This window comes from Vibrio cyclitrophicus, assembly GCA_023206055.1.
GTDB classification, from domain to species: Bacteria; Pseudomonadota; Gammaproteobacteria; order Enterobacterales; family Vibrionaceae; genus Vibrio; species Vibrio cyclitrophicus_A.
In genome coordinates this window covers 1277927-1299815 of the sequence record CP065367.1, presented here as the reverse complement: position 1 = coordinate 1299815, position 21889 = coordinate 1277927, and the positions used below count along the sequence as shown (strand labels likewise).

General features: G+C 45.1%; 19 protein-coding genes and 1 pseudogene. 10 read left to right on the top strand and 10 right to left on the bottom strand.

All coding sequences use genetic code 11. The features are described 5' to 3' along the window. Positions 1-30: 30 nt before the first annotated feature. Together ITG09_21375 and ITG09_21370 are read right to left on the bottom strand one after the other, a co-directional pair. On the bottom strand, positions 31-369 hold the full coding sequence (locus ITG09_21375; protein ID UPR53939.1) for a type II toxin-antitoxin system RelE/ParE family toxin: 339 nt from the start codon (positions 367-369) through the stop codon (positions 31-33). Then, a pseudogene (locus ITG09_21370) lies at positions 369-592 on the bottom strand (damage-inducible protein J). The gene ITG09_21375 and the pseudogene ITG09_21370 overlap by 1 nt, the downstream one beginning before the upstream one ends. Before the next feature lie 241 nt (positions 593-833). Here ITG09_21370 and ITG09_21365 point away from each other — a divergent pair. The 3 genes from ITG09_21365 (at position 834) to ITG09_21355 (ending at position 4021) form a co-directional block, all read left to right on the top strand. Next, positions 834-1535, top strand: coding sequence for a lipoate--protein ligase (locus ITG09_21365; protein ID UPR53938.1), 702 nt, complete (start codon positions 834-836; stop codon positions 1533-1535). A gap of 144 nt (positions 1536-1679) precedes the next feature. Then, entirely contained in the window at positions 1680-2687 is a 1008-nt protein-coding gene (locus ITG09_21360) for a substrate-binding domain-containing protein (GenBank protein ID UPR53937.1), read from the top strand. 96 nt (positions 2688-2783) lie between these two features. Next, a protein-coding gene (locus ITG09_21355; GenBank protein ID UPR53936.1) for an IS3 family transposase occupies positions 2784-4021 on the top strand; the annotation gives its coding sequence in 2 pieces (ribosomal slippage) (positions 2784-3156 and positions 3156-4021; 1239 coding nt in all). Between the two features lie 54 nt (positions 4022-4075). On the opposite strand, the gene ITG09_21350 is transcribed toward ITG09_21355, so the two are convergent. Both ITG09_21350 and ITG09_21345 read right to left on the bottom strand, forming a co-directional pair. Further along, positions 4076-5872: a phosphogluconate dehydratase gene (locus ITG09_21350; protein UPR53935.1), complete on the bottom strand. Its 1797-nt coding sequence runs from the start codon at positions 5870-5872 to the stop codon at positions 4076-4078. Then, positions 5869-6390, bottom strand: coding sequence for a gluconokinase (locus ITG09_21345; protein ID UPR53934.1), 522 nt, complete (start codon positions 6388-6390; stop codon positions 5869-5871). The genes ITG09_21350 and ITG09_21345 overlap by 4 nt, the downstream gene beginning before the upstream one ends. A 242-nt stretch (positions 6391-6632) precedes the next feature. Here ITG09_21345 and ascF point away from each other — a divergent pair, with 242 nt between their 5' ends. Both ascF and ascB read left to right on the top strand, forming a co-directional pair. Next, on the top strand, positions 6633-8111 hold the full coding sequence (gene ascF, locus ITG09_21340; protein UPR53933.1) for a PTS cellobiose/arbutin/salicin transporter subunit IIBC: 1479 nt from the start codon (positions 6633-6635) through the stop codon (positions 8109-8111). A gap of 71 nt (positions 8112-8182) precedes the next feature. After that, complete coding sequence (gene ascB / locus ITG09_21335) at positions 8183-9613, top strand: 6-phospho-beta-glucosidase (protein ID UPR53932.1); 1431 nt, start codon at positions 8183-8185, stop codon at positions 9611-9613. A gap of 138 nt (positions 9614-9751) precedes the next feature. Here ascB and ITG09_21330 read toward each other — a convergent pair whose 3' ends face one another. The 3 genes from ITG09_21330 to ITG09_21320 form a co-directional block, all read right to left on the bottom strand. Beyond that, the gene (locus ITG09_21330) at positions 9752-10627 is read right to left on the bottom strand and encodes a radical SAM protein (protein ID UPR53931.1); all 876 of its coding nucleotides are present in this window, start codon (positions 10625-10627) and stop codon (positions 9752-9754) included. 212 nt (positions 10628-10839) lie between these two features. Continuing rightward, entirely contained in the window at positions 10840-11709 is an 870-nt protein-coding gene (locus ITG09_21325) for an SDR family NAD(P)-dependent oxidoreductase (GenBank protein UPR53930.1), read from the bottom strand. Positions 11710-11881: 172 nt separating this feature from the next. After that, positions 11882-12727: an enoyl-CoA hydratase/isomerase family protein gene (locus ITG09_21320; protein ID UPR53929.1), complete on the bottom strand. Its 846-nt coding sequence runs from the start codon at positions 12725-12727 to the stop codon at positions 11882-11884. A gap of 330 nt (positions 12728-13057) precedes the next feature. On the opposite strand from ITG09_21320, the gene ITG09_21315 reads away from it, so the two are divergent. Beyond that, complete coding sequence (locus tag ITG09_21315; protein UPR53928.1) at positions 13058-14431, top strand: MATE family efflux transporter; 1374 nt, start codon at positions 13058-13060, stop codon at positions 14429-14431. A 9-nt stretch (positions 14432-14440) separates the two neighbouring features. Further along, the gene (locus ITG09_21310; GenBank protein UPR53927.1) at positions 14441-15352 is read left to right on the top strand and encodes a LysR family transcriptional regulator; all 912 of its coding nucleotides are present in this window, start codon (positions 14441-14443) and stop codon (positions 15350-15352) included. 198 nt (positions 15353-15550) lie between these two features. Here ITG09_21310 and ITG09_21305 read toward each other — a convergent pair whose 3' ends face one another. After that, positions 15551-17623: an MBL fold metallo-hydrolase gene (locus tag ITG09_21305; protein ID UPR53926.1), complete on the bottom strand. Its 2073-nt coding sequence runs from the start codon at positions 17621-17623 to the stop codon at positions 15551-15553. A gap of 189 nt (positions 17624-17812) precedes the next feature. On the opposite strand from ITG09_21305, the gene ITG09_21300 reads away from it, so the two are divergent. Continuing rightward, positions 17813-18715 carry a LysR family transcriptional regulator gene (locus ITG09_21300; GenBank protein UPR53925.1) on the top strand — a complete coding sequence of 301 codons (903 nt, stop codon included), beginning with the start codon at positions 17813-17815 and terminating at the stop codon, positions 18713-18715. A 111-nt stretch (positions 18716-18826) separates the two neighbouring features. Here the strand turns inward: ITG09_21300 and ITG09_21295 are convergent, their stop codons facing one another. Beyond that, positions 18827-19726, bottom strand: coding sequence for a DMT family transporter (locus ITG09_21295; GenBank protein UPR53924.1), 900 nt, complete (start codon positions 19724-19726; stop codon positions 18827-18829). 196 nt (positions 19727-19922) lie between these two features. Between ITG09_21295 and ITG09_21290 the strand changes: the two genes are divergently transcribed. Then, complete coding sequence (locus ITG09_21290) at positions 19923-20312, top strand: VOC family protein (protein ID UPR53923.1); 390 nt, start codon at positions 19923-19925, stop codon at positions 20310-20312. A 51-nt stretch (positions 20313-20363) separates the two neighbouring features. Next, on the top strand, positions 20364-20891 hold the full coding sequence (locus ITG09_21285) for a hypothetical protein (protein ID UPR53922.1): 528 nt from the start codon (positions 20364-20366) through the stop codon (positions 20889-20891). Between the two features lie 66 nt (positions 20892-20957). Here the strand turns inward: ITG09_21285 and ITG09_21280 are convergent, their stop codons facing one another. Continuing rightward, the gene (locus tag ITG09_21280; protein UPR53921.1) at positions 20958-21872 is read right to left on the bottom strand and encodes a DMT family transporter; all 915 of its coding nucleotides are present in this window, start codon (positions 21870-21872) and stop codon (positions 20958-20960) included. Positions 21873-21889 lie beyond the last annotated feature (17 nt).

The following is a 21889-nucleotide window of genomic DNA, read 5'->3' as shown; positions in this document are numbered from 1 at the left end:
CTTTAGTTTCAGTGATTAAGGCAGTAAAATTCAGCTAAGTCTATATCGTAGCAAACGTGTTATGCCAGCGTTAGTTCCCCAGAGGAAGTGATCAATCGGTAGGGAATTTTTTTTCTGGTGGAGTACACGCATAACTCGGATGATATCGCCCTCGACCCAGTAAGATCCGGTCATTGAAATCTCAGGAATTATAAGTAAGCGTCCACAAATGCCGTCTCTCTGCACACCTATTAAAGGTTGTTCAAGCAAGTTTTCTACTTTTGCTTCAATGAAGTTGTCGGTTTTTTCTGCCGCATCAGGGTTGAAGTCATAGAGAAACTCGAAGATCTTTTCACGATCATTAAGTGACTCTTCTTCCCATAAAATCATTACTTACCTCGATTACGGATTCTGGCTTTGCGCTCTTCCATTCGAGATTTAGCCGTTTGGTGCTCAACGAAAACGGACTTCCTGAGTCAAACTTCTCAAATGCTAGGTTTACTTGTTCAGTTAGCCATGCATCGTGAGATAATGCTTTGCGTTGTTGTTCAGCGAGTTGCTCAGTAAGCTCCTGGCATGCGTCACTCAGAGTGCGACCTTGGCTCTCAGCCATTTGTTGAGCTGGGCGTTTTGTTTCCTCATCAACACGAAATTGAATTCTAGTGTCCTTGATATATTCCTTTGTTGGTGTGTGTACAAATGTTAGAACTAGGCTTTGAGATGGGCAATTGACAAGCAACTATGACATCAATAACTAACTTTTGGTGTTGTTTCTATCTTATATAGCCCTATCTATCATCAACCATTGTGGAATGTTAAATGGTCGGTCACCACAATCTGTAGAGGAAAGTGCATTGAAGTTAACGAATAAACTCGTACGTTACCCGCACATTGATGTTGATCGTGCGTTTGAAAAAGAAGATGCGTTATTGCAGCAAATACAGTTGGGTGAGATTGGACAAGCCTTAATGCTGTGGCAACCAAAAACGCCAACACTTGTTTTGCCCGCAGGTAAAAAGTGGCCGGTGACCGTAGAGTCTAGAAAGCAACTCGCGGCACAAGGTTGGCAACTCACCTCACGAAAAACAGGTGGGGCTCCCGTTCCCCAGCTGCCGGGGATCATTAACCTATCGCACATTTACCATTGGCCTCGTGATGAAGCTTACAACATCCAAAAAGCGTATCGACATTTATGCGATGTCTTAACCCTGTTTTTTAAAGATCTGGGCATTGATGTGGATGTACACGCAACTCCCGGTTCTTATTGTGATGGTGACTACAACCTTAATATCAATAAACAAAAAATAGTGGGCACTGCGCAGCGTGTATTGCTTAAACAAGGGGGCGGCCAAATCGTACTTTCGCAAGCTTGTATCTTGTTGGATACGGACTTAGAACACATCGTTACGCCCGTGAATTTTTATAATGAAGTTTGTGGGAATCCAATCGTTGTAGACCCGCAGGTTCATACTCCGTTGTCCGCGCATCTGACCTCCCTACCTAACGTAGACTCACTCTTTCAGCAGTTAAGCCAAGCCTTTATTAAGCACGCATAGTGCGAGTCTACTTTAAACTCTATACGAACTAGTTGGGGGACGAAAAATTCCAAAACTATGTGTCGATGAGAACGAATGGGTTGAACTCGAGGGGGTGAGAACTTTATAATGTTACTTGTAACATAATAAAGAGTTCAAATAGTTATGACAGAGCAGCACAAGAAAACTCGAACCACACTTCAAGATGTGGCAGACAAAGTAGGCGTCACCAAGATGACCGTCTCTCGTTACATGCGTAATCCCGATTCAGTTGCAGCCAAAACTCGCGTGAAAATTGCAGCGGTTATTGAAGAGATGGGATACATCGAAAACAAAGCGCCAGCCATGCTCTCGAAGTCGTCAAGTAAAGCGATCGGTATCTTGCTCCCTTCTTTATCAAACCAAATCTTTGCCGCGTTTGTTCAAGGTATCGAAACGGTTACTAAAGAGAATGGCTACGAGACGTTGCTCGCTCACTTTAGCTATGATGCTGTGGAAGAAGAGGAAAAAATTGCTTCGCTGCTTTCGTATCAGGTTGATGGGTTGATATTAACGGAAAGCCACCACACCCCGCGCACGTTACAGATGATCAAGAATTCAGGTGTTTCTGTTGTTGAAACGATGGAACTACCAACCAATCCGATCGACATGGTTGTTGGTTTGGACCATATTGATGCTTCTTACCATGTCGTGAAGCGAATGATTGAAGCGGGTAAACGCTCTATTGCTTACTTTGGTGCTCGACTGGATGCGCGAACTAAGCTGCGTTTGCAAGGCTATGACAAAGCGATGCATGAGGCTGGATTAGAGCCTAAGCACGTGTTGACGGAACAGCACTCTAACTTCTCTTTGGCTGAAGATCTGCTTGATCGTGCTCTTGCGGATTACCCAGATCTCGATGGTGTGTTCTGCACCAATGATGACATCGCGATAGGTACCTTGCTCATTGCCCAGCAACGTGGAATCCAAGTACCGCAACAGTTATCTGTGGTGGGCTATAACGCGTTAGATATCGGTCAAACCATACGCCCAAAACTGACTAGCGTGGATACGCCACGTTATGAAATAGGTAAGAAAAGTGCCGAGCTACTGCTTGCCCGATTGAAAGGTGAGTCAGTCACGGAAACGATAGTGGATATGGGCTATCGCATCACTGATGGCGAAAGCGTTTAGCCAAGTATTGCGGAAACTGAAAGGGGCATCGAAATGATGCCCCTTTTGCTTTTACATGTCCCGTCCTGAAATGTGTTTACACATTGAGGACGAATTATGACTACTTCAAATAATACCTACGTTAAGCGCACTCAGCGTGATTACACACTAGGCTTTAAATTACAGGTCGTCGCCGCTGTAGAAAGAGGCGATATGACATATAAACAAGCCCAAACCATTTATGGTATCCAAGGCCGCTCAACCGTTTTAACCTGGCTTCGAAAGCACGGTAAGATGAATTGGGCGCAAAATCCAAGGATCAATGCCATGCACAAATCACCTAAACCTGAAGAATCACCTGCACAGAAAATAAAACGTCTTGAGAAAGAGTTAGAAGACGAAAAAATCAAGAATCTCTTTTTAAATAGAGTAGTTGATATTCTTGATGCTGAGCACGGAACCAGTCTCAGAAAAAAGTATCTAGCCAAGGAGCAAGAAGCCTTCAAAAGCAGGAAGGACTAAGTTTAGTTCGAGTATGTAAGCTATGCGGGATAACGAGACAAAGCGTTTATCAACGAGAAAAGCGAGCTGTTAATCGCCAGTTGGAACTTAAACCCATCAAACAAATGGTGTTGGATATTAGACGTTATATGCCTCGGGTAGGTACTAGAAAACTCTACTTTTTACTAAAGCCAAAGTTGCAAGCACAGGGTATAAAGCTAGGTCGAGATGCGCTTTTCAAATACTTAAGAGATGAACGATTATTGGTAAGACCTAAACGTAGTTTTACAAAAACGACCAACAGTAGACATTGGATGAAGAAACACCCGAACTTATTAAAGGATTACCAACCATGTAGTCCAGAGAGTGTGTTGGTGAGTGATATAACCTATGTCCAATCAGATGAAGGAGTTCACTATCTCTCATTGGTAACTGATGCGTTTAGTCGGAAAATTATGGGCTACGAGCTGAGCAACGAAATGAAGGCGACGGATGTTGTGAAAGCGCTAGATATGGCTGTTAAGGGACGTCAATATCATTGTTCGTGTATCCATCACTCTGATCGTGGTCTCCAGTACTGCTCAGGTGTTTATCAAGATAAGTTGAAAAGTAGCGGCATAATCCCCTCGATGACAGACGGTTATGACTGCTACCAAAATGCATTAGCAGAGAGAGTAAATGGAATACTGAAACAAGAGTTCTTACTTGATAAGTGTAGAAACCTCGGAGAGCTTAAACAACTAGTAAAAGAGTCTATAAGTACCTATAACAACATGAGGCCGCACCTTAGCCTTAGGATGAAAACTCCAAATGAGGTGCATGAAAAAAGCCAACAGCTGGCGCTATTGGCTTAGTAGAAATACTGTCAACGTATTTTAGGACGAGACAACATTTAAGCGATAAAACAGTTAGACGATAAAACTCGCCCCTTGTTCTGCACTCGAAACGCTTTGGCGCATAACACTAAATAGGTTGCGCCCCATGGTTTGCTGGTTGGTCTCTGCCTCAAACACTCTCGCTTGGCGAGACTGCATGTCGTTGAGGTTATTGAGTTCACCACTCGCGCAATCTAAGCTCAGAATATCGCCTTCGCGAACAAGCCCAATAGTTCCGCCTCGAATCGCCTCTGGTGAGACATGAATCGCGGATGGGATCTTTCCTGAGGCTCCGGAAAGGCGACCATCGGTAACCAGGGCCACTTTGAAACCTTGCTTTTGTATATTTCCTAGAATCGGCATGAGTTTGTGCAGTTCAGGCATACCGTTTGCTGCAGGGCCATTGTTAATCACCACAACGATACAATCTTTGTTGAGTTCACCTCTTTGGTAGGCAGCTTCCACCTTGTGTTGGCAATCGAACACCACTGCAGGCGCTTCTATTACACGCTGTTCTTCAGCGACTGCTGATACTTTAATGACCGCATTGCCAAGGTTCCCTGAAAGGACTCGCGTTCCGCCTGTGCTTTGGAATACTTGTTCTGGACCTGCAATTACCTCTGCGTCTGCCGACTGCTCGCACTTTTTCCACGTTAGCTTGCCATTTTCCAGCTCTGGAATACTCATTTGATCTTCAAACGAGCCAAAGGTAGGTGTGACATCTCGGTGCAGTAAGTTGGCTTGATCTAAACGGCGTAATAGGGCTGGAACACCTCCCGCCGCTTGGAACGCATTCATATCTGCTGGGCCGTTGGGATAAACCCGAGCAAGTAACGGCACCACATCGGATAGATCGCTGATGTCTTGCCAAGTCAGAATAAACCCTGCTGCGCGTGCCACCGCGACCATGTGAATACTGTGGTTAGTGCTGCCACCCGATGCGAGCAGGGCAACAATGCCATTGATGAGACTTTTTTCTGTAAAAACTTCAGAAAGTGGGCGGAAGTTTGCTGAGGCTTGCGTCATTGAAGCAATTTCAATAGCTGCATGTTGAGTTAATGATGCTCTAAGTGCAGAGTCTGGGTGAATAAAGGCAGAGCCTGGCAGCATTAAACCCATAGCTTCAAATACCAACTGATTGGTATTTGCTGTACCGTAGAAAGTGCATGTTCCAGCTGAGTGGTAAGCATTGCATTCCATTTCCAATAAGGCACTCTTTCCGACTTTACCTGCTGCATGTTCTTGGCGAACGTGTACTTTCTCATCATTGCTGATGCCCGTTGCCATTAATCCCGCCGGAACGAATGCGGTGGGAAGGTGCGCAAAAGAGAGCGCGCCCATCAGTTGTCCTGGAGCTATCTTGTCACAAATACCAAGTAACAGGGTCGAATCAAACACGTTATGGCTAAGTGACAGTGCCGTCGATTGAGCAATCAAATCCCTTGAAAACAAAGACATATCCATACCTGGTTGTCCCTGAGTCACACCATCGCACATTGCAGGAACACAACCCGCAACTTGAGAGGTGTGACCGGACTTAGCTAACGCCTTTTTGATCTGATCAGGATAGTGTTGATAAGGCTGATGGGCACTTAACATATCGTTGTAAGAGCTGACTAATGCCACGTTAGATTTGGTTAGGTCAAGAATGGATTGTTTTTCATCCGAACAAGATGCCGCAACAGCGTGAGCCAAGTTACCGCAAGAGAGCCCTTTCCCTCCTTTGCCTGCAGCAGCTTGGTGTTGGGTTCTTTTGAGGAATTCTTTACGAGCAGCTTGGCTTCGCTCTAGCATTCTTTGAGTAACCGCTTGGATAATCGGGTGGGTCATACAATTGCCTCATCGCTCATCGAAAGTACAATGGCAGCACAATCAACGACCTTATCTATATCGCCGTCAATATTAATCACTACGGTATTGGGTTCATGGTCTGGTCTTTCTAGCGTTTCAAACTGGCTTTTAATCATGTTCTCTTTCATGAAATGACCTTGACGCTGACGCATGCGCTGTAAAATTAGGTCAATATCACCATCGAGAAATAGAAAAGTGATGTTCTTGTTTCCTTCACGAATTTGGTCGCGGTATTTTTTCTTCAATGCAGAACATACGATAATGCCGTGCTCGTTTTTACTCTCTAAGCTGTAAGCCGCATCACGAATTCGTTCTAGCCATGGAATGCGATCATCATCATTAAGAGGTTGGCCAGACGCCATTTTTTGAATGTTTGATCGAGGATGAAGATCGTCACCATCAATAAACTTACGTCCAAGTCTTTTTGCTAAATGCTCGCCTATTGTGCTTTTTCCGCAAGCACTGACTCCCATGACGATGACACTACTACCAGCCATAACTCAATCCTCTTAACAAATTTGCGCGTGATCTCAATTTTGAACATCGCTTGTAAATATGGCTTTATCTTATAAGTGTTATCGGTAACATGTTACCGGTAACTTAAGAAAGTGTGATGAAGAACACAAAACAACAATTCGCAACCTCTGTGATTGTTTTTTGCGGCGAATTGACTCAAACATGGTCGCATCTCACTATATTTCGCGTTTAAATATCACTAGAAAGAGCTTTGGGGGATAACATGGCCAACGATTACCGCGCAATTGCGAAATCTGTTGTTGAGCATCTGGGGGGCAAGGCAAATGTCGCTGCGCTAACACACTGTATGACTCGATTACGATTCGTTTTACACAGCCAAGATGGCGTCGACATCAGCAAACTGAAAACATTAAAAGGTGTGATGGGTGTTGTTGATAATGGAGACAAAGTACAAGTTATCATTGGCAACGAGGTATCGTATGCGTACAAAGAAGTGATGGCTATTTGTGAGTTATCTTCAGATTCTGAGCCAGAGACTCCTGCTAAAAAAGAGAAACTGACGGCTAAAGCGATTGGTGCGAAAATGTTGGATGCATTGGTTGGTACCATGTCTCCTCTTATCCCAGCAATCATTGGCGCTTCAATGGTCAAACTGCTCGCCATGGTACTTGAGATGCTGGGCTGGGTTGAACCAAATGCGCCTACCTTGATTATCTTGAAAGCGATTGGTGATGGCGCCTTCTTCTTCCTACCGGTTATGGTTGCCGCTTCTGCATCGATCAAATTCAAGACCAACATGTCTCTTTCCATTGCGATTGCCGGTGTCTTAATCCACCCGAGTTTCATGGAATTAATGGAGCAAGCTGCGCAAGGCAAGCACGTTGATTTCTTCGGTATCCCAATCACGTCAGTAAAATACACCTACACGGTTATTCCTGTACTTGTGATGACTTGGGCTCTTTCTTACATAGAGCGTTGGGTAGATAGCATTACCCCTGCTGTAACTAAAAACTTCCTCAAACCTATGTTGATCGTGTTGATTGCAGCTCCGGTTGCTATCGTACTTATCGGTCCATTTGGTATTTGGGTAGGTACTGCACTTTCAGCGCTTGTTTATACAATTCATGACACATTAGGTTGGTTGTCGGTTGCTATCATGGGTGCGTTGTGGCCTCTACTTGTACTGACTGGTATGCACCGTGTATTTACTCCAACGATTATTCAAACCATTGCTGAGACTGGTCGTGAAGGTATGGTTATGCCTTCAGAAATCGGTGCCAACCTTGGTATGGGTGGCGCGTGTCTGGCTGTTGCTTACAAAACCAAAAACAGTGCGCTGAAACAAACATCATTAGCGGCGGGCGCATCAGCAATTTTTGCGGGTATCTCTGAGCCTGCATTGTACGGCGTGCTTGTTCGTCTGAAACGTCCACTTATCGCAACAATGATTACTGGTTTCATCGTTGGTGCATTAGCGGGCATGGGTGGCCTTGCGAGTCACTCGATGGCAGCACCAAGCTTGTTTACGAGCGTTCAGTTCTTCGATGTGAATGACCCGATGAGTATCGTTTGGGTGTTCGGCCTAATCGCATTGTCTATTGTTCTGTCATTTGTTCTAACCCTAGTTTTAGGTTTTGAAGATGTTCCAGAAGATGATGCGGATGAGAAAGCAACGTCAGAGCCAGCAAACAAAGAAGCTGTTAAGGCAGAAGATAAGGCCACAGTGGCGTCTGCTTCTTAATTAGAGTTAATTAATTTATTCAGTCACCTTACTCGATCGTAAGGTGACTTTTATTGTTTCAGAGGTATCCGATGTCAAACATTCAATTTCCTGAAGATTTCTTATGGGGCGGCGCCATCGCTGCCAACCAATCTGAAGGCGCTCACTTGGCCGGTGGTAAAGGCCTAACAACCGTAGATATGATCCCTTACGGTGAAAACCGTATGCCAATTAAGCTTGGTCAGGTTGATACGGTGACGCTCAGCGAAGACGAGTTCTACCCAAGCCATAACGCGATAGACTTTTATCATCGTTACAAAGAAGACATCGCCTTGTTGGCTGAGATGGGTTTCAAAGTCTTCCGCGTATCCATCGCTTGGAGCCGAATCTTTCCAAAAGGTGATGAGCTAGAGCCGAACCAAGCTGGTTTAGACTTTTACCGTGATGTTTTTGAAGAGTGTAAGAAGTACGGTATTGAGCCGCTCGTTACCTTGTGCCATTTCGATGTGCCAATGCACTTGGTGAACGAGTATGGTTCGTGGCGTAATCGTAAGATGATTGAGTTCTTTAGCCGTTACGCGAGAACCTGTTTCGAGAACTACAAAGGCTTGGTGAAATACTGGCTAACCTTCAATGAAATCAATATTTTACTAGCGAGCCCGTTTTCAGGCGCTGGATTGTTGTTTCAGGAAGGCGAAAATCACGATCAAGTGAAGTACCAAGCAGCTCACCATGAGCTAGTAGCAAGCGCTTTGGTAACCAAGATTGCCCATGAAGTTGATGATCAAAACCAAGTGGGTTGTATGCTGGCGGGCGGTAACTTCTATCCATATTCATGTAAGCCAGAAGATGTGCTGATGGCGATGGAAAAAGATCGCGAGAACCTGTTCTTTATTGATGTTCAATCACGTGGTTACTATCCATCCTATGCTCAAAAGGTATTTGATAACAAAGGTGTCGTGCTTGAAACACAAGAAGAAGATTTCGAGATTCTGAAGAATACCGTCGATTTCATCTCATTCAGTTACTACGCTTCACGCTGTGCTTCTGCCGATATGAATGCGGGTAACACCAGCGCGGCGAATGTTGTTAAGTCCATCAAAAACCCTCATCTGCCCGCAAGTGATTGGGGCTGGGTGATCGATCCTACTGGCCTTCGTATCACGATGAATACCTTATACGATCGTTACCAGAAACCACTTTTCTTAGTTGAGAATGGCTTAGGTGCTCGTGATACCTTGGATGGCAATGGTGAAGTGAACGATGATTACCGCATTGATTACCTTCGTCAGCACATTGTTGCGATGCATGAAGCAATGGAAGACGGTGTACCACTGATGGGTTACACACCTTGGGGTTGTATCGATCTTGTCGCGGCATCGACCGGAGAGATGAGTAAGCGCTATGGGTTTATCTATGTGGATAGGGACAACCTAGGCAATGGCACTTTAAATCGTATTCCTAAAAAGTCATTCCATTGGTACAAAAAAGTGATCGCAAGCAACGGTAGCGACTTGGCTTAGTTTGTTTGGTAACGCGAGGCTAAGAGAGATTTACATCGTTCCAGTTAGTTCTATAGAGAGCGACTTAGCTAGAAAATGAAAGGGCCAGCTGATGCTGGCCCTCTTTGTGGCTGCTTCAAACGATGTAGAGGTTACTCGTTACCAAGCAAAGGTTTTAATTACGTTTTGCTTAGTGATTGGGTTGTGAGCTATGTCTTGATTGATCTTATCAAGAAACGGCTTGCGAGCCTGAGGCAACATGCCACGCATCGGCGAGATATTGTTCCCGTGATCGCCCCAGTAGTAACAGTCGAAGTCCTCTAGGTTTTCGAGCAAGTATTTCTCTTCTTCAAGAATCTGCAATGGCGTTGGTAAAACAAACTCGCCACGGTTTACTTCTTTTTCTAACACTGAACCCGGTTGAACCGCCAAAGCCATGGGTGCAATCGCATCCGGCTGCATGATGTTCAGCAAGCTAGTGGTATTAATTGCATGCTCGACAGAACGCTCTTTGCCGCCAAGACCAAAGATGAAAGAAGCCAGTACTTTAATGTCGGCTTCACGGGCTAAATTCATACCTTCAATAGCGTGCTCACGTGTCATGCGTTTTTGAATACGATCCAGAACAATAGGGTCACCGGACTCCAAGCCTGAATAGGCCATACTTAAACCTGCCGACTTAATCTCTTTTAATTCAGATAAGCTCTTACGACGGAAATCGTTGAACCCTGAATACAGAGAAATGTTCTTGATCTCTGGGAAGGTGGTTTTGATGTAATCCAGAATCGAAATCAGCATCTCGGTTCTAATCGCCATCACGTTACCATCGACTAAAAAGATAGATTCAACATGCGGGTAGATCTTTCTCGCCGCATCAATATCTTCAAAGATGTCTTTAATATCTCTTACTTTGAAACGCTTATCATCAAACATAGTGCAGAAGGTACATTGGTTGTTACTGCACCCCAATGTTGTCTGGATGAGTACGCTCTCTGCTTCCATCCAAGGACGATAAACTTTACCTTCAAAACGCATAAATGCTCCTCGGCCGTAGCCTGTGTTGTTTCGACGAGGGCAAGTTTAACAATCTGCACCTTGGGTGATAATTGGGCAAAGCGGGGAATCAGTATTAAAGAAATTTTAATAATCGAAAGAGCGCGCAGTTCTTTGTCAGTATGGATAGAACTGCGGCTTGGATTTTTTTTGAGGGGGGAGTGTTAGTGATCGTTTAATTGACTAATTAACGATCAGTGCGCAACGCACAGCTTTTCTTCGAGCAATTGATCAAGCACTGTCACCAGCTTGTGGTTCTTGGTGTTGTCTAAAGCGTCGGCGTGCGGGTCTTTGAATAACCCGGAATCATTATCAAAATATTGACCTGAAGCGTTGGCAAACTCATCACTGAGCGCAGCACGACAGAGGATATCCGCACCAATCGCCAGATCGTTACCATCAACGCCATAAGCATCTTTCACCAATTTACTGCCAAGGAAAGAGGCTGGGTTTACAGGGATAACGGCGGGGCCATTTTTTGATCCGGAGCTTGTTTGGTTATTTGCTTGGGAGCTTGTCTGGCTAGCTGATAGAGAATTGGCTAATTCGATAGACCACATCGTCAGTGCCAGCTTACTTTGTGCGTAAACCGGGCCATCAAGTTCGCCAGCATTGGGGCTAATTAATGCCTCTAGATCTACGGGTGCTTGGGCTGCTGAAGATAGGTTGACGATACGACCTGTCGCATTAAAAAGAGGGAGCAACTTTTGTGTCAGTAGATAAGGCGCAATGGTGTTTACGACAAAACGCACATCAAGATTGTCTGGGGTGGTGATGTCCGACACCTTATACACGCCTGCGTTGTTAATGAGTATATCGAGTCGTTTGTGATCGCTTTTTATTTGGGTTGCAAGCGCCTCAACTTCAGAGAGCCTCGATAGGTCTGCGATGTAGCTTTCGATGATTGCATTCTTAGACAGGCGAGACAGAGCGGTCACGACTTTATTGACCTTAGCTGGGTTACGTCCATGAATCAGAACATGGTGCCCTTGCTGCGTCAGTGCTTTTGCGGTCTCTAAACCGATGCCATCTGTGGCTCCTGTGATCAGAATTATTTTTTGCATTTTTGGTCCTTCAAAAAATAGTTTGAACAACGTTATAACAAAGATTAATGACACATAGTTGCATTTGGCTCACAAGCTGAAGACTCAAATGTGAGTCTGTGGGACAAAAAACGGCTAATTTAAAGATAAATGGGTCAGTTGTGGCTGACCCAAATTAAGAGATGTGACCGAACTATTTGATGTCTTGAACGTTCATAACCAGAGTTTCCCAGTTACGCTGGTTTTCCATATCGTGCTCTAAGCCTTGTTCATCGGCAATTTGGAAGCGCTTAACCGCAGGGGTTTTGCTGGTGGCTTGATACAACCAGTAAGCTTCCGCTTTGAGTGCTTCGTCGATCGGTTTATCGATAGATTCGTACACCGCTTGCTTACATGCATTGATCGATTCTGCAGGGAATTGAGCGATTCGTTTGGCAAGAGTATCGACGTATTCGCCAATTTCATCCGGTTCTAGTGCTTTGTTGATGGTGCCGTATGCTTCGGCTTCGTCAGCATCAAAGTCTCGTGCACTTAGGACGATTTCGAGTGCGCGACCTAAGCCAACTTGGCGCGCCATACGTGATGCTCCGCCACCACAAGGCAGGATGCCCATGCCGACTTCCATTTGCATGAATTTGTATTTACCACGAGCCGCGAATCGCATGTCACACGCCAGTGCAAATTCGTGGCCTCCACCTCGAGCGAAGCCTTCAAGTTTGGCAATGGTAGCTTGTGGCAACTTGCTGATTCTTTCTAGTACCACTTGCAGGTCGAGTAACTTCGCTTCTTCACGAGAAACCGCTTCTGTCGACATGTCTTTTAATAGATTGGTGTCGTAGTGACAGACCCAAATTTCAGGGTTGGCTGATTGAAAAACCACAACCTTGATGTCACGATCGCGCTCTAGTCTCATTGCTAAACCATTGAGGTCGGCAAGCATCTCTTGCCCTTGAACATTCACAGTACCGAAGTCAAAAGTGACGGTAAGAATCCCATCCTCGGCTTGAGCTTTAAACGTTGTATAACCTTGATATGCCATTTCCATATTCCTTCTGAGAGATTTCATTTCAGCCTATTCAGTGTGAATGCGACCTAAATTCAGGCTAGCGAGGAATGTTCGAACCAACAATTAACCATTAAGCGAAACACTATTAACGAATTGTTAAGAGTGTTGGCGCGTTTGATAACTACAATTTATTCAGTGTCTTAGTGGGATATTTTAACGTTGAATGTATCTTGCCAATTTGATTGTCAACGAAATCTAAAAACTCATTCCTTGTTTGGTGCTCTTATCCTTTTTATTTAGCTTCGTATACTGCTCAGCTAGGCAGTTAGTGCCTCAAAGAACAGATTAAGAGTGAACCGACCTATGCAGATGAGATCCGCGACTTTGAAAACCATTATTGAGAAAACACTGCCACTGACGCTGGGTGTGTTTGCGATCATGATGGTGCAATTAGTCGATTCGATCTTTATCGGTCAGCTTGGCGTGAATGAGCTCGCGGTTCACGGTATCACTTTGCCATTTCAGGCGGCGTTTACCGGTGTTCAAGTGGGCATAGGTGTGGCGGCAACGTCCATTATTTCTCAAGCGGTAGGGGCAAAAGAGCAACGTAAATCTACTTCAATTGCCACGCTGTCTGTCGGATTTGGTGTCTTGGTGATTGCTTTGATCTGCTTAGGGCTAATTGTTTTTAGCGATTCTGTTTTTGCGTCGTTTGTGAACGATGTCTCCGACGTTCAATACCAATCCATGCTGTCGACTTTTAATGTGTACTGGCCGCTGTGGCTGTTCAGTGCATTGATGGTTGCGGTGCTTTATCTGGCAACCTGCGTTTATCGTGCTAATGGCGATACCAAAACAACCGGTAGCATGTTTTTGGCTGCCAGCGTGATCAACCTAATTCTCGATCCTATTCTGATATTTGGATTGGATATGGGCATTGCAGGGGCGGCGATCGCATCGAGCATTGGCTACGCATTTGGTGCCATTTACATGTTAATCAAGTCTCGCGGCAAAGGTTGGTTTGGCTTCAATGGCGCGTGCCGTAACCAAATCAAAGGTTACAGTTTTGAGTTATTCAAGACGGTAATGCCAACCACTGCGAATCAGATATTACCGGCGGTCAGCGCATTCTTCTCAATGCTTTTGATTGCGAGAATCGGAACCGATGAGATGGCTTTTTGGGGCTTACTCGCCCGAGTTGAAAGTTTTATGTTGGTGTTTTCTCTTGCTCTCACGATGTCCATTCCACCTATGATTGGGCGTTATCTAGGGGCGCAGCAGCGATGTAAAATCCCTGAATTGTTGAATACCACCGCAAAATTTCTATTGGTTTTCCACACTGCGATGGCAGCATTGCTGGCTCTGTTTAGTGGCTGGATTATTCCTGTTATCTCGGAAGAACAAAGCATACGCAGTTGGTTTGAAGTGACCTTGTTATTTATACCGTTCAGCTATGGGCCGCTAGGGCTGTGTATGCTGGTTGCTTCAGTATTTAATGCCTTGGGTGTGCCTCGTAAAGCTTTGAATGTCTCTTTCTTACGCTTGTTTGTTTTCTACATTCCAGCGTTATGGCTCGGCTCGATAACTGGAGATATGATCTATGCGGTTATTGCCGCGACAGTCGCCAATGTTTTAGCGGGCGCTTTTGCATGGTTTAAGCTTAATGCCTATATTAAAACTCACATTATTCCTCGTGCCGCTGCGGCCAATAAGCAGCGTGTACTCAGCGCAGGCTAATAAATATTGATGAATATTGAACATCTAAAATTGTTTGTGCGACTCGCGTCTACGCACAATATCAGTCAAGCAGGACAAGAGCTTGGGTTGTCGCCCCCGGTAGCCAGTATTCATATCGGCAAGCTAGAAGAGAGCCTAGGTGCTCGTCTTGTGCATCGCACCACGAGAAAGGTTTCCCTGACTGAAGAAGGTATGGCATTTCTTCCTCATGCAAAGCAAATCCTTTTGAGTGTCGAAGCGGGCGTGGCCTCTGTCGGAACTGGTAATGAATTACCAAAAGGGGTGTTGCGAATATCTGCACCTTCTTCGTTTGGTCGCATACATGTTATGCCTGCTCTGAAAGGGTTTTTGGCTAAGTATCCTGATTTATCGGTCGATATTTCATTGAGTGATTCAATTGTCGACTTGGTTGATGGCGGCTTTGATGTGGCGATTCGTAATGCGGAGCTACAAAACTCAAGCCTGATCGCTCGTAAGCTCTCTACTGATAAACGTATTTTGTGTGCGTCGCCAGAATATCTGGCAGTTCATGGCTATCCGAAAACACCAGAAGACCTCAAGCAACATCAATGCATCAATCAAACCGGCTTAGAAGGGTGGACGTTCGATACACCAGAAGGCGATGTCACCATCAAGAAAAAAGGTGCTATCCGTGTTGATCACGGTGAAGCGGTAAGGGATGTATGTGTCGATGGATTGGGTATTGCCATGTGCGCGACTTGGATAGCATACAAGCAGCTCGCGGAAGGCTCGCTGGTTGAGGTGTTGCCGGGTTACCCTTTAAAAGATGAGGCGGCTATCTGGGCGGTATACCCGAGTGCCCAGTTGCTTGCACCTAAGGTGCGCGTATTTATTGATTACTTTGTTCAGTATTATGGTTCACCCTCGTACTGGGACTGCGAAGTAAACGATCAAACTTAGTAAGTGTTCAGTTTCGGCTGGTTATCAGTTTCAGCAAGTTATCAGCTTCAGTAAGAGAGCAAACGTAGTAGCGTCCAAGGAGCACTCATTGAGAACAAATAAGAAAGCCCCGACCAAAAGGTTGGGGCTTGTTTTATGTTCTTTATAGAACGTTTTTTCTAGCTAACTGCTGTTGTTTTTATTTAGTGTATCCGGCGTTTAATGAGCGTGCACAGCTGAATCTTTGTATAGCTCGGCATCAACTTCTTCGCCTTTATTCGGGCGCGGTACAATCTCAAAAGAGGCGTCGGCTTCAGTCAGAGAATTCAGCAGTTTATTAAGCGATGTCTTATCACCTTTTACTCCTGCTTGTCCGTCTTCTAACAGTTTTCCAAGGCTCGTTTTCTTAAGCACGATATCAGACACATCAGACTTATTGATGATCAGTGTCGTATCCGCATCTTGTAGCTCTGATACTTGAATGTTGTTCAGGTTACCGTTAGACATTTCTACGTAGTAGAACTCTTTCACATCAGGTAATTGAATGTTCATTGTAAATGGTGTGTTTTGCGCTTTTAGAGAATCCACTTTTACCGCTAAGTAATCGAGTAGGTTTTCAATCGTCATGTTTGCTAACACATCCGGAGATGCAGTCTTTGGTGCGCCCGGTTGTGTGCCAATGCGAAGCTCTTGAGCGCCGGTTAGGTAGATGTTTCTCCAACCTGCACCTTCTGATAGATAACCCAATTGCTCGTAAGTATCTGCCAGTAAGCCACGTGCGACTTTGTTTTCCGGTTCTGCTTGAATAACCTTATTCAGTGCAGTTGCAACGAAGCGGTATTCACCTTCTTGGAAATCTTGTTGCGCTTTTTCAATCACAGCGTCGCTGCCGCCCATGTACTCAACAAACTTCACTGACTCTGGTTCGATTGGTAATGGGTTTAGGTTAGCTGGGTTCATGTCGAAGTAACCAAGGTACATGTTGTACACAGCGCGAGCGTTGTGCGAGTAAGTACCGTGGTAACCGTTGGTGTGCCAAGACTGTTGAATGCTGTCCGGCATGACCTTGTAAATCTCGTCACCGATGTCTTGTAGAACTACACCGTTATTGGCTAAGCGAAGCGTTTGGTTATGAGTAAAACCGTAAGCGTCACGCTGCATTTTTAGGTAATCAGAGATCTCTTGTTCGCCCCAAATTGGCGATGAGTGAGACGCAAACAGCACCTCAGTATCTTCACCCCAAGTGACGAGCATCTCGTTGATCTTTTTAGACCACTTCAAACCGTCACGTACTTTAGCGCCACGAAGCGTGTACAGGTTATGCATGCCTTGGTAGGTCAGTTCGCCAGTCCAAAGTGCTTTCATGCTTGGAATATACGTCACCATTTCTGATGCTGCTTCGGTACCTGAAGCATCCATGAATTGCATTTCTAGGCCGTCGATAACCAGAGTTTCAATCTCTTCGCTGTGGTTCAGCTCGTAGTCAGGCAGTACGTAAGTAATGCTACCCGTCGATAATCCTTTCGACAGTGCCGCATCAACAATACCGTGTTCGTGTCGGTTCAGGGTTGCGCCATATTGATAAGCAGTACGACGAGACATTGCATTACCCGCCAATACGTTTTCGTCGACGATCTCTTTAGTAATGTTTTTCGAACCGTACACTTTTACATCTGGGTACGCGTCTTTGATTGCTCTTGCGCCACCAAAGTGATCAGCGTGCGAGTGAGAGTAAATCATGGCAACGACGGGCAGTTCACCGCCATCAGGCACATTATTCTTGAAGAATTTGAGTGATTTAGCGGCTGCCTCTTTGGTGAGAAGAACGTCGTAGGCGATCCAACCGTTGTCACTACGAATGAAAGAGATAGACGCTAAATCTGCCCCTCGAACTTGGTAAACTTTACCCGGAACAACCTCATATAAACCTTCTGCCGCTTGGTTCAATACCGCTTGGCGCCAAAGTGAAGGGTTAACCGAATCAGGTGCTTGGTCTGCATTCGTTACACTCGGGTCGATGAAGTTAAAGCTATTACGAATGATGTCGCCCGTCTCTTGATCAAAGCTAGCAATCAGACCTTTGTTGTTATTGTCGAAAGCTCGAGTGTCGGCAAAGTTGAGTGTTTTTGCGAACTCTTGGTTTGCTTTGGTGGTCATCTCGGTTGCGCTTTTGCCACCTTGGTCGCCAATTTCACTGAAGTGTGCGTGGTCATGGTTAGCAGCAACGGCTGGAAATGCGAGCGAGATAGCTAGGAATAGTGATGCGTTTTTGAACGGGCGTGAAGTCGTCATAAGAGCCTCTTCATTTCAGAATTTTGTTTCGTTGAGGCGATTATAGGAATAAGACATATAGTAAAAAATAAAGTAAGCTTTATTTAACACATCACGAACTGTTATGTGTTGTATGCTTAAAAGTAGCAGATTGAAGCGCAAAGCTTGTCGTATATGTAACGCGAGTGCACCTAAACATGGAGAGTGACCGTGAGTGATGTTGAAAAGTTAGATCTAAATTTACTGAGCGTATTTTTGGAAGTGTATCGACTGCAGTCGATCACCTTAGCATCAGAATCGCTTGGTATGACTCAGCCTGGGGTGAGTGGAGCATTAAAGCGACTGCAATCTCAGCTTGATACTGATCTGTTTATTCGTGAAGGACGTGGGATTATTCCAACTAACGCTGCCGTGCAATTAGCAAACCGAGTGGAGCCTGCCCTTGAAGGCATAACCAGCGCAGTCAGCACCTTAAAACAGTTCGATAATCAGCAACATCATGTGTTTCGAATTCTGGTTAATGAGATCGGTTTAACCAAGCTTCAACCTCTTGCAGAGCAAGATGAAACGTTGGGAAATATCTCAATTGAGTTCAGTATGGTACCGAACAACGAAGAAGAGCTTCTTCAAAGCTTAAGCATGCAGCAAGCCGATTTAGCCATTGATATCCATTACCCTCAAGTTCATGGGTATATGAAGCAGCTTATGATTGAGGATGAGCTGGTGCTGATAGCTCGAAAGGGGCATTCGAGAATTGCTGGTTCGGTAACTGAAGAGCAATATTACAATGAAAAGCATATCACTTTTAGGATGCGTCGAACTCGTCTACATACAGCAGATTATTTTACCAAGTCGCCACTAAAACAAAGGAAAGTCAGTGCAGAGTGCGACTCATTGATGACCATGTGTGTGCTGGTATCGGGCTCAGATTGTGTCGGCAGCACGTCGCGTGATTTTGCCAATCAATTTGCCGAAGCCTTTCAGCTTCAAGTGTTGGATCAGCCGTTTGAAATATTACCTATGCAGCAATACATGATCTGGCATAAACGGACCGATTCAAACCCAGCTCATCAGTGGTTGAGAAACAAGATTCAACAATACATGGCTGATTAAAGGCTTCTCCAGGTTAACCGTCAGTTGGTTAACTTTTTAAAGCCATTCAGCATGCATTGCTGAGGTTCTATGTGTTCATTGCTGATGTGCTAAGAGCTTATAGGAATCTGATTAACGAGCCGCTCTTGCCGCTCGTTTTTGTTTGGCGCTTTCTATCATCTTAGAAGGCGTCATACCGGTCACTAACATGGTGCCGGTAATAACAAGAACCGATCCGAAAATGGTGTTAAGACCAATCGCTTCGCCTAGGAAAAGGTTGCCCCACAAGATACCAAACACTGGAATCAGAAAGGTAACAGACAGAGCCGAAGGCGCTCCCAATTCAGATACGAGATTGAAGTAAAGCAAGTAAGCAAGCCCTGTACATACGGCACCTAATAAGATCACCGATGTGGTGATGGTCAGATCCGGAGCCTCTCTCATCGGCATGAAAAAGACAAACGGCAACACGATTAATACCGCCGCCCACATGCTGCCATGAGCATTATTGAATGCCTCAATTTTAGGTGCTTGTTTGGTATAGTTTGACGCGATTCCGTAACTAAAGGCAGCCATCACCGCCGCAAAGATAGGAAGCACAGCCTCACGACCAATGTTCATCGCATCCCAACCGACTAGCACGCCAACCCCCGTAACCCCAATCCCAAGCCCTAACAGAACCCTCGCCTCGAGTGTTGTTTTGGTCCATATTGCACCAATGATTGCGGCCCAAATTGGCGCAGTCGAGTTCAAGATAGCGAGTGTCGAGGCATTGAGAGTCTGTGCGGCATAAGCGAAAAGTAAAAAGGGAACCGCAGTGTTGAACAATCCAAGAATAAAGAAGTGCTTCGCATGGGCATTAAAAGAAAGCTTCCTTTTCAGATAAAAAGAAACCAACAGTAGAGTGACGGCAGCAAACAGCACTCGAGCTTCAATCAATACCGCTGGGCCCAATGGATTAGCGGCAATTCTCATGAACAGAAACGAACCGCCCCATATCGCAGCGAGAGTTATTAATTTTAGAAAGTTCACGGCGTATATCTCAGAATGTGTAAAACCCAACTATGGAGGAAAGATAACTATTACACAAACATAGACGCCAATACTGTGCAGTTATGGACATAAGTTTGAGTCCTTAAACAGGAACAGCTTCGATGAATTTCGTTCTGTTTATCCTTCCTGATTTGGCGGGTAATCTAGTGTCAGACATAAACATTAGGTGAACAAAATGAAGATTGAACACATCGCAATTTGGACTAAACAACTCGAAGTACTTAAACGCTTTTATGAAGATTACTTTGGCGCAACGTCTAACCAGAAATATCACAACCCAAGCAAAGGCTTCTCTTCCTACTTCTTGTCTTTTGAGAGTGGTAGCCGCTTAGAGATTATGGAAATGGATTCGGTTCCTGAATCGAAAGATGACATCTATGATCAATTCACCGGCTTCATTCATATGGCGATTTCGCTAGGATCTGAAGAGGCGGTCGATGCACTCACAAGTCGCTTAGTTGAAGAGGGTTATGAGCGCTTAGATGGGCCAAGAAGAACAGGTGATGGCTATTATGAGAGCTGTGTACTCGATCCTGATGGTAATCGCTTGGAACTTACCGTTTAATGTAAAGACTTAATGGAGTTAATCATCTATGAACGGAACTGAGGTATTACTATGATGAAGCGTGCTGTGACTTTTCTTTTTAGTCTTGGGCTTATGGGATGTGCTACCTCAGAGCTGGTGCATGAACAAGAAACTGGCTCGAAGCCTGAGCAACCATCACAGCCCATTGGATACCTTGGCTTTAAGGCTCACCAAGAGTGGGCGATTCAATTCAACGACTGCACCGTTTATGATTTAACGGGCGCACAGCCTTACCAATGGTTCGACCGCACTTCAGAGTCTGTCAGTTGTTATACGTTTAAGCCAACCGATGCTATCGAGCCTCTGCTGGTTTACTCCAATGCTGACTTCAACAGCAATAAACTCACCCCGATTAATCGCTTCCAAGAACTGCAAGTATCAGAGTCAGGCTGGGGCAGCTTTCCTATCGTCTATGAGACAAGCGGCACCAATTGGTTGAGAGTCAAAGAGGGTTGGATTCACCTCACTTTAGCCGATCAAACGCTCGTACAGTACTACTCTGGAACTCAAGACCACTCTGGTAAATCACAACATGACCAGTATTTGGAGCAGCATTAAGAACAAGCTTTAGTTCAGGAAAAACAATGCCCCTATCAAGTTGGTAGGGACAAATGGAATTGTGAATTACTGGCTTCTCTTTAGCTGGATTATAAAAGGCATAACAGCACTCAAAATAATCACTGCGGCACCAATCAAAGCTAAGTTGTTTGGTAATTCCGCGAACAACAGGTACCCAAGAATCATTGAGTAGATCATCTGTGAATATTCGACATTCGATACCACGTTCGCTTCTCCCCACTTGTAAGCTGTGACACCAAACCATTGGCCGATGGAAGAGATAGAGCCAACCAACACCAGTAAAGCCAGTTCAGACCAAGTCGGCCATTGCCATTCGATAATCGCGGGAATCAGAGCAACAACCCCCACGAATATAGCTTGGTAGGCTAGCACCACAACCTTGGATTCCACATTCGCCATTTTCCTCACACAAATCACGGCAACCGCTGCCCCTAATGCGGCTACTAAGCCTGTTCCAACATAGAACAGAGACTCGCTTTCGAGAGTGGGTTGCACGACCAAGATCACCCCAGTAAACCCTACCAATATGGTCGTCATTCTTGCCCAGCCTACGTTTTCTTGCAGGAACTGGCGGGAAATGATTGCCACAAATAATACCTTCATAAATCCTAACGCCGTTGCGTCGGCAAACGGAATATTACTCACCGTTAAGAAGCTAAAGTAGAGCGCGATGAACGCTCCCGTGACACGCCACACATGCATCGAGACCATTTTAGGATTGAGCATCGCGTCCATGTTACTGACGATCGAGGGCATTAATAAAGTGACAAAAACCAGTTGTCGAAATAGCAATATCTGGAAAATATCGATGGTTTGGCTGAGCTCTCGCACAATCACGCCGACTAAAATAAATAAAGCGTTCGAGATTAAAGCGAGCGTAATACCTTTTATGGGATTAGATAATCCATTGAAAAAAGAAAGCAATGGTTGAGGTACAACAAAGGAACGATGGGTAGACATATAACACCTCGTGATGA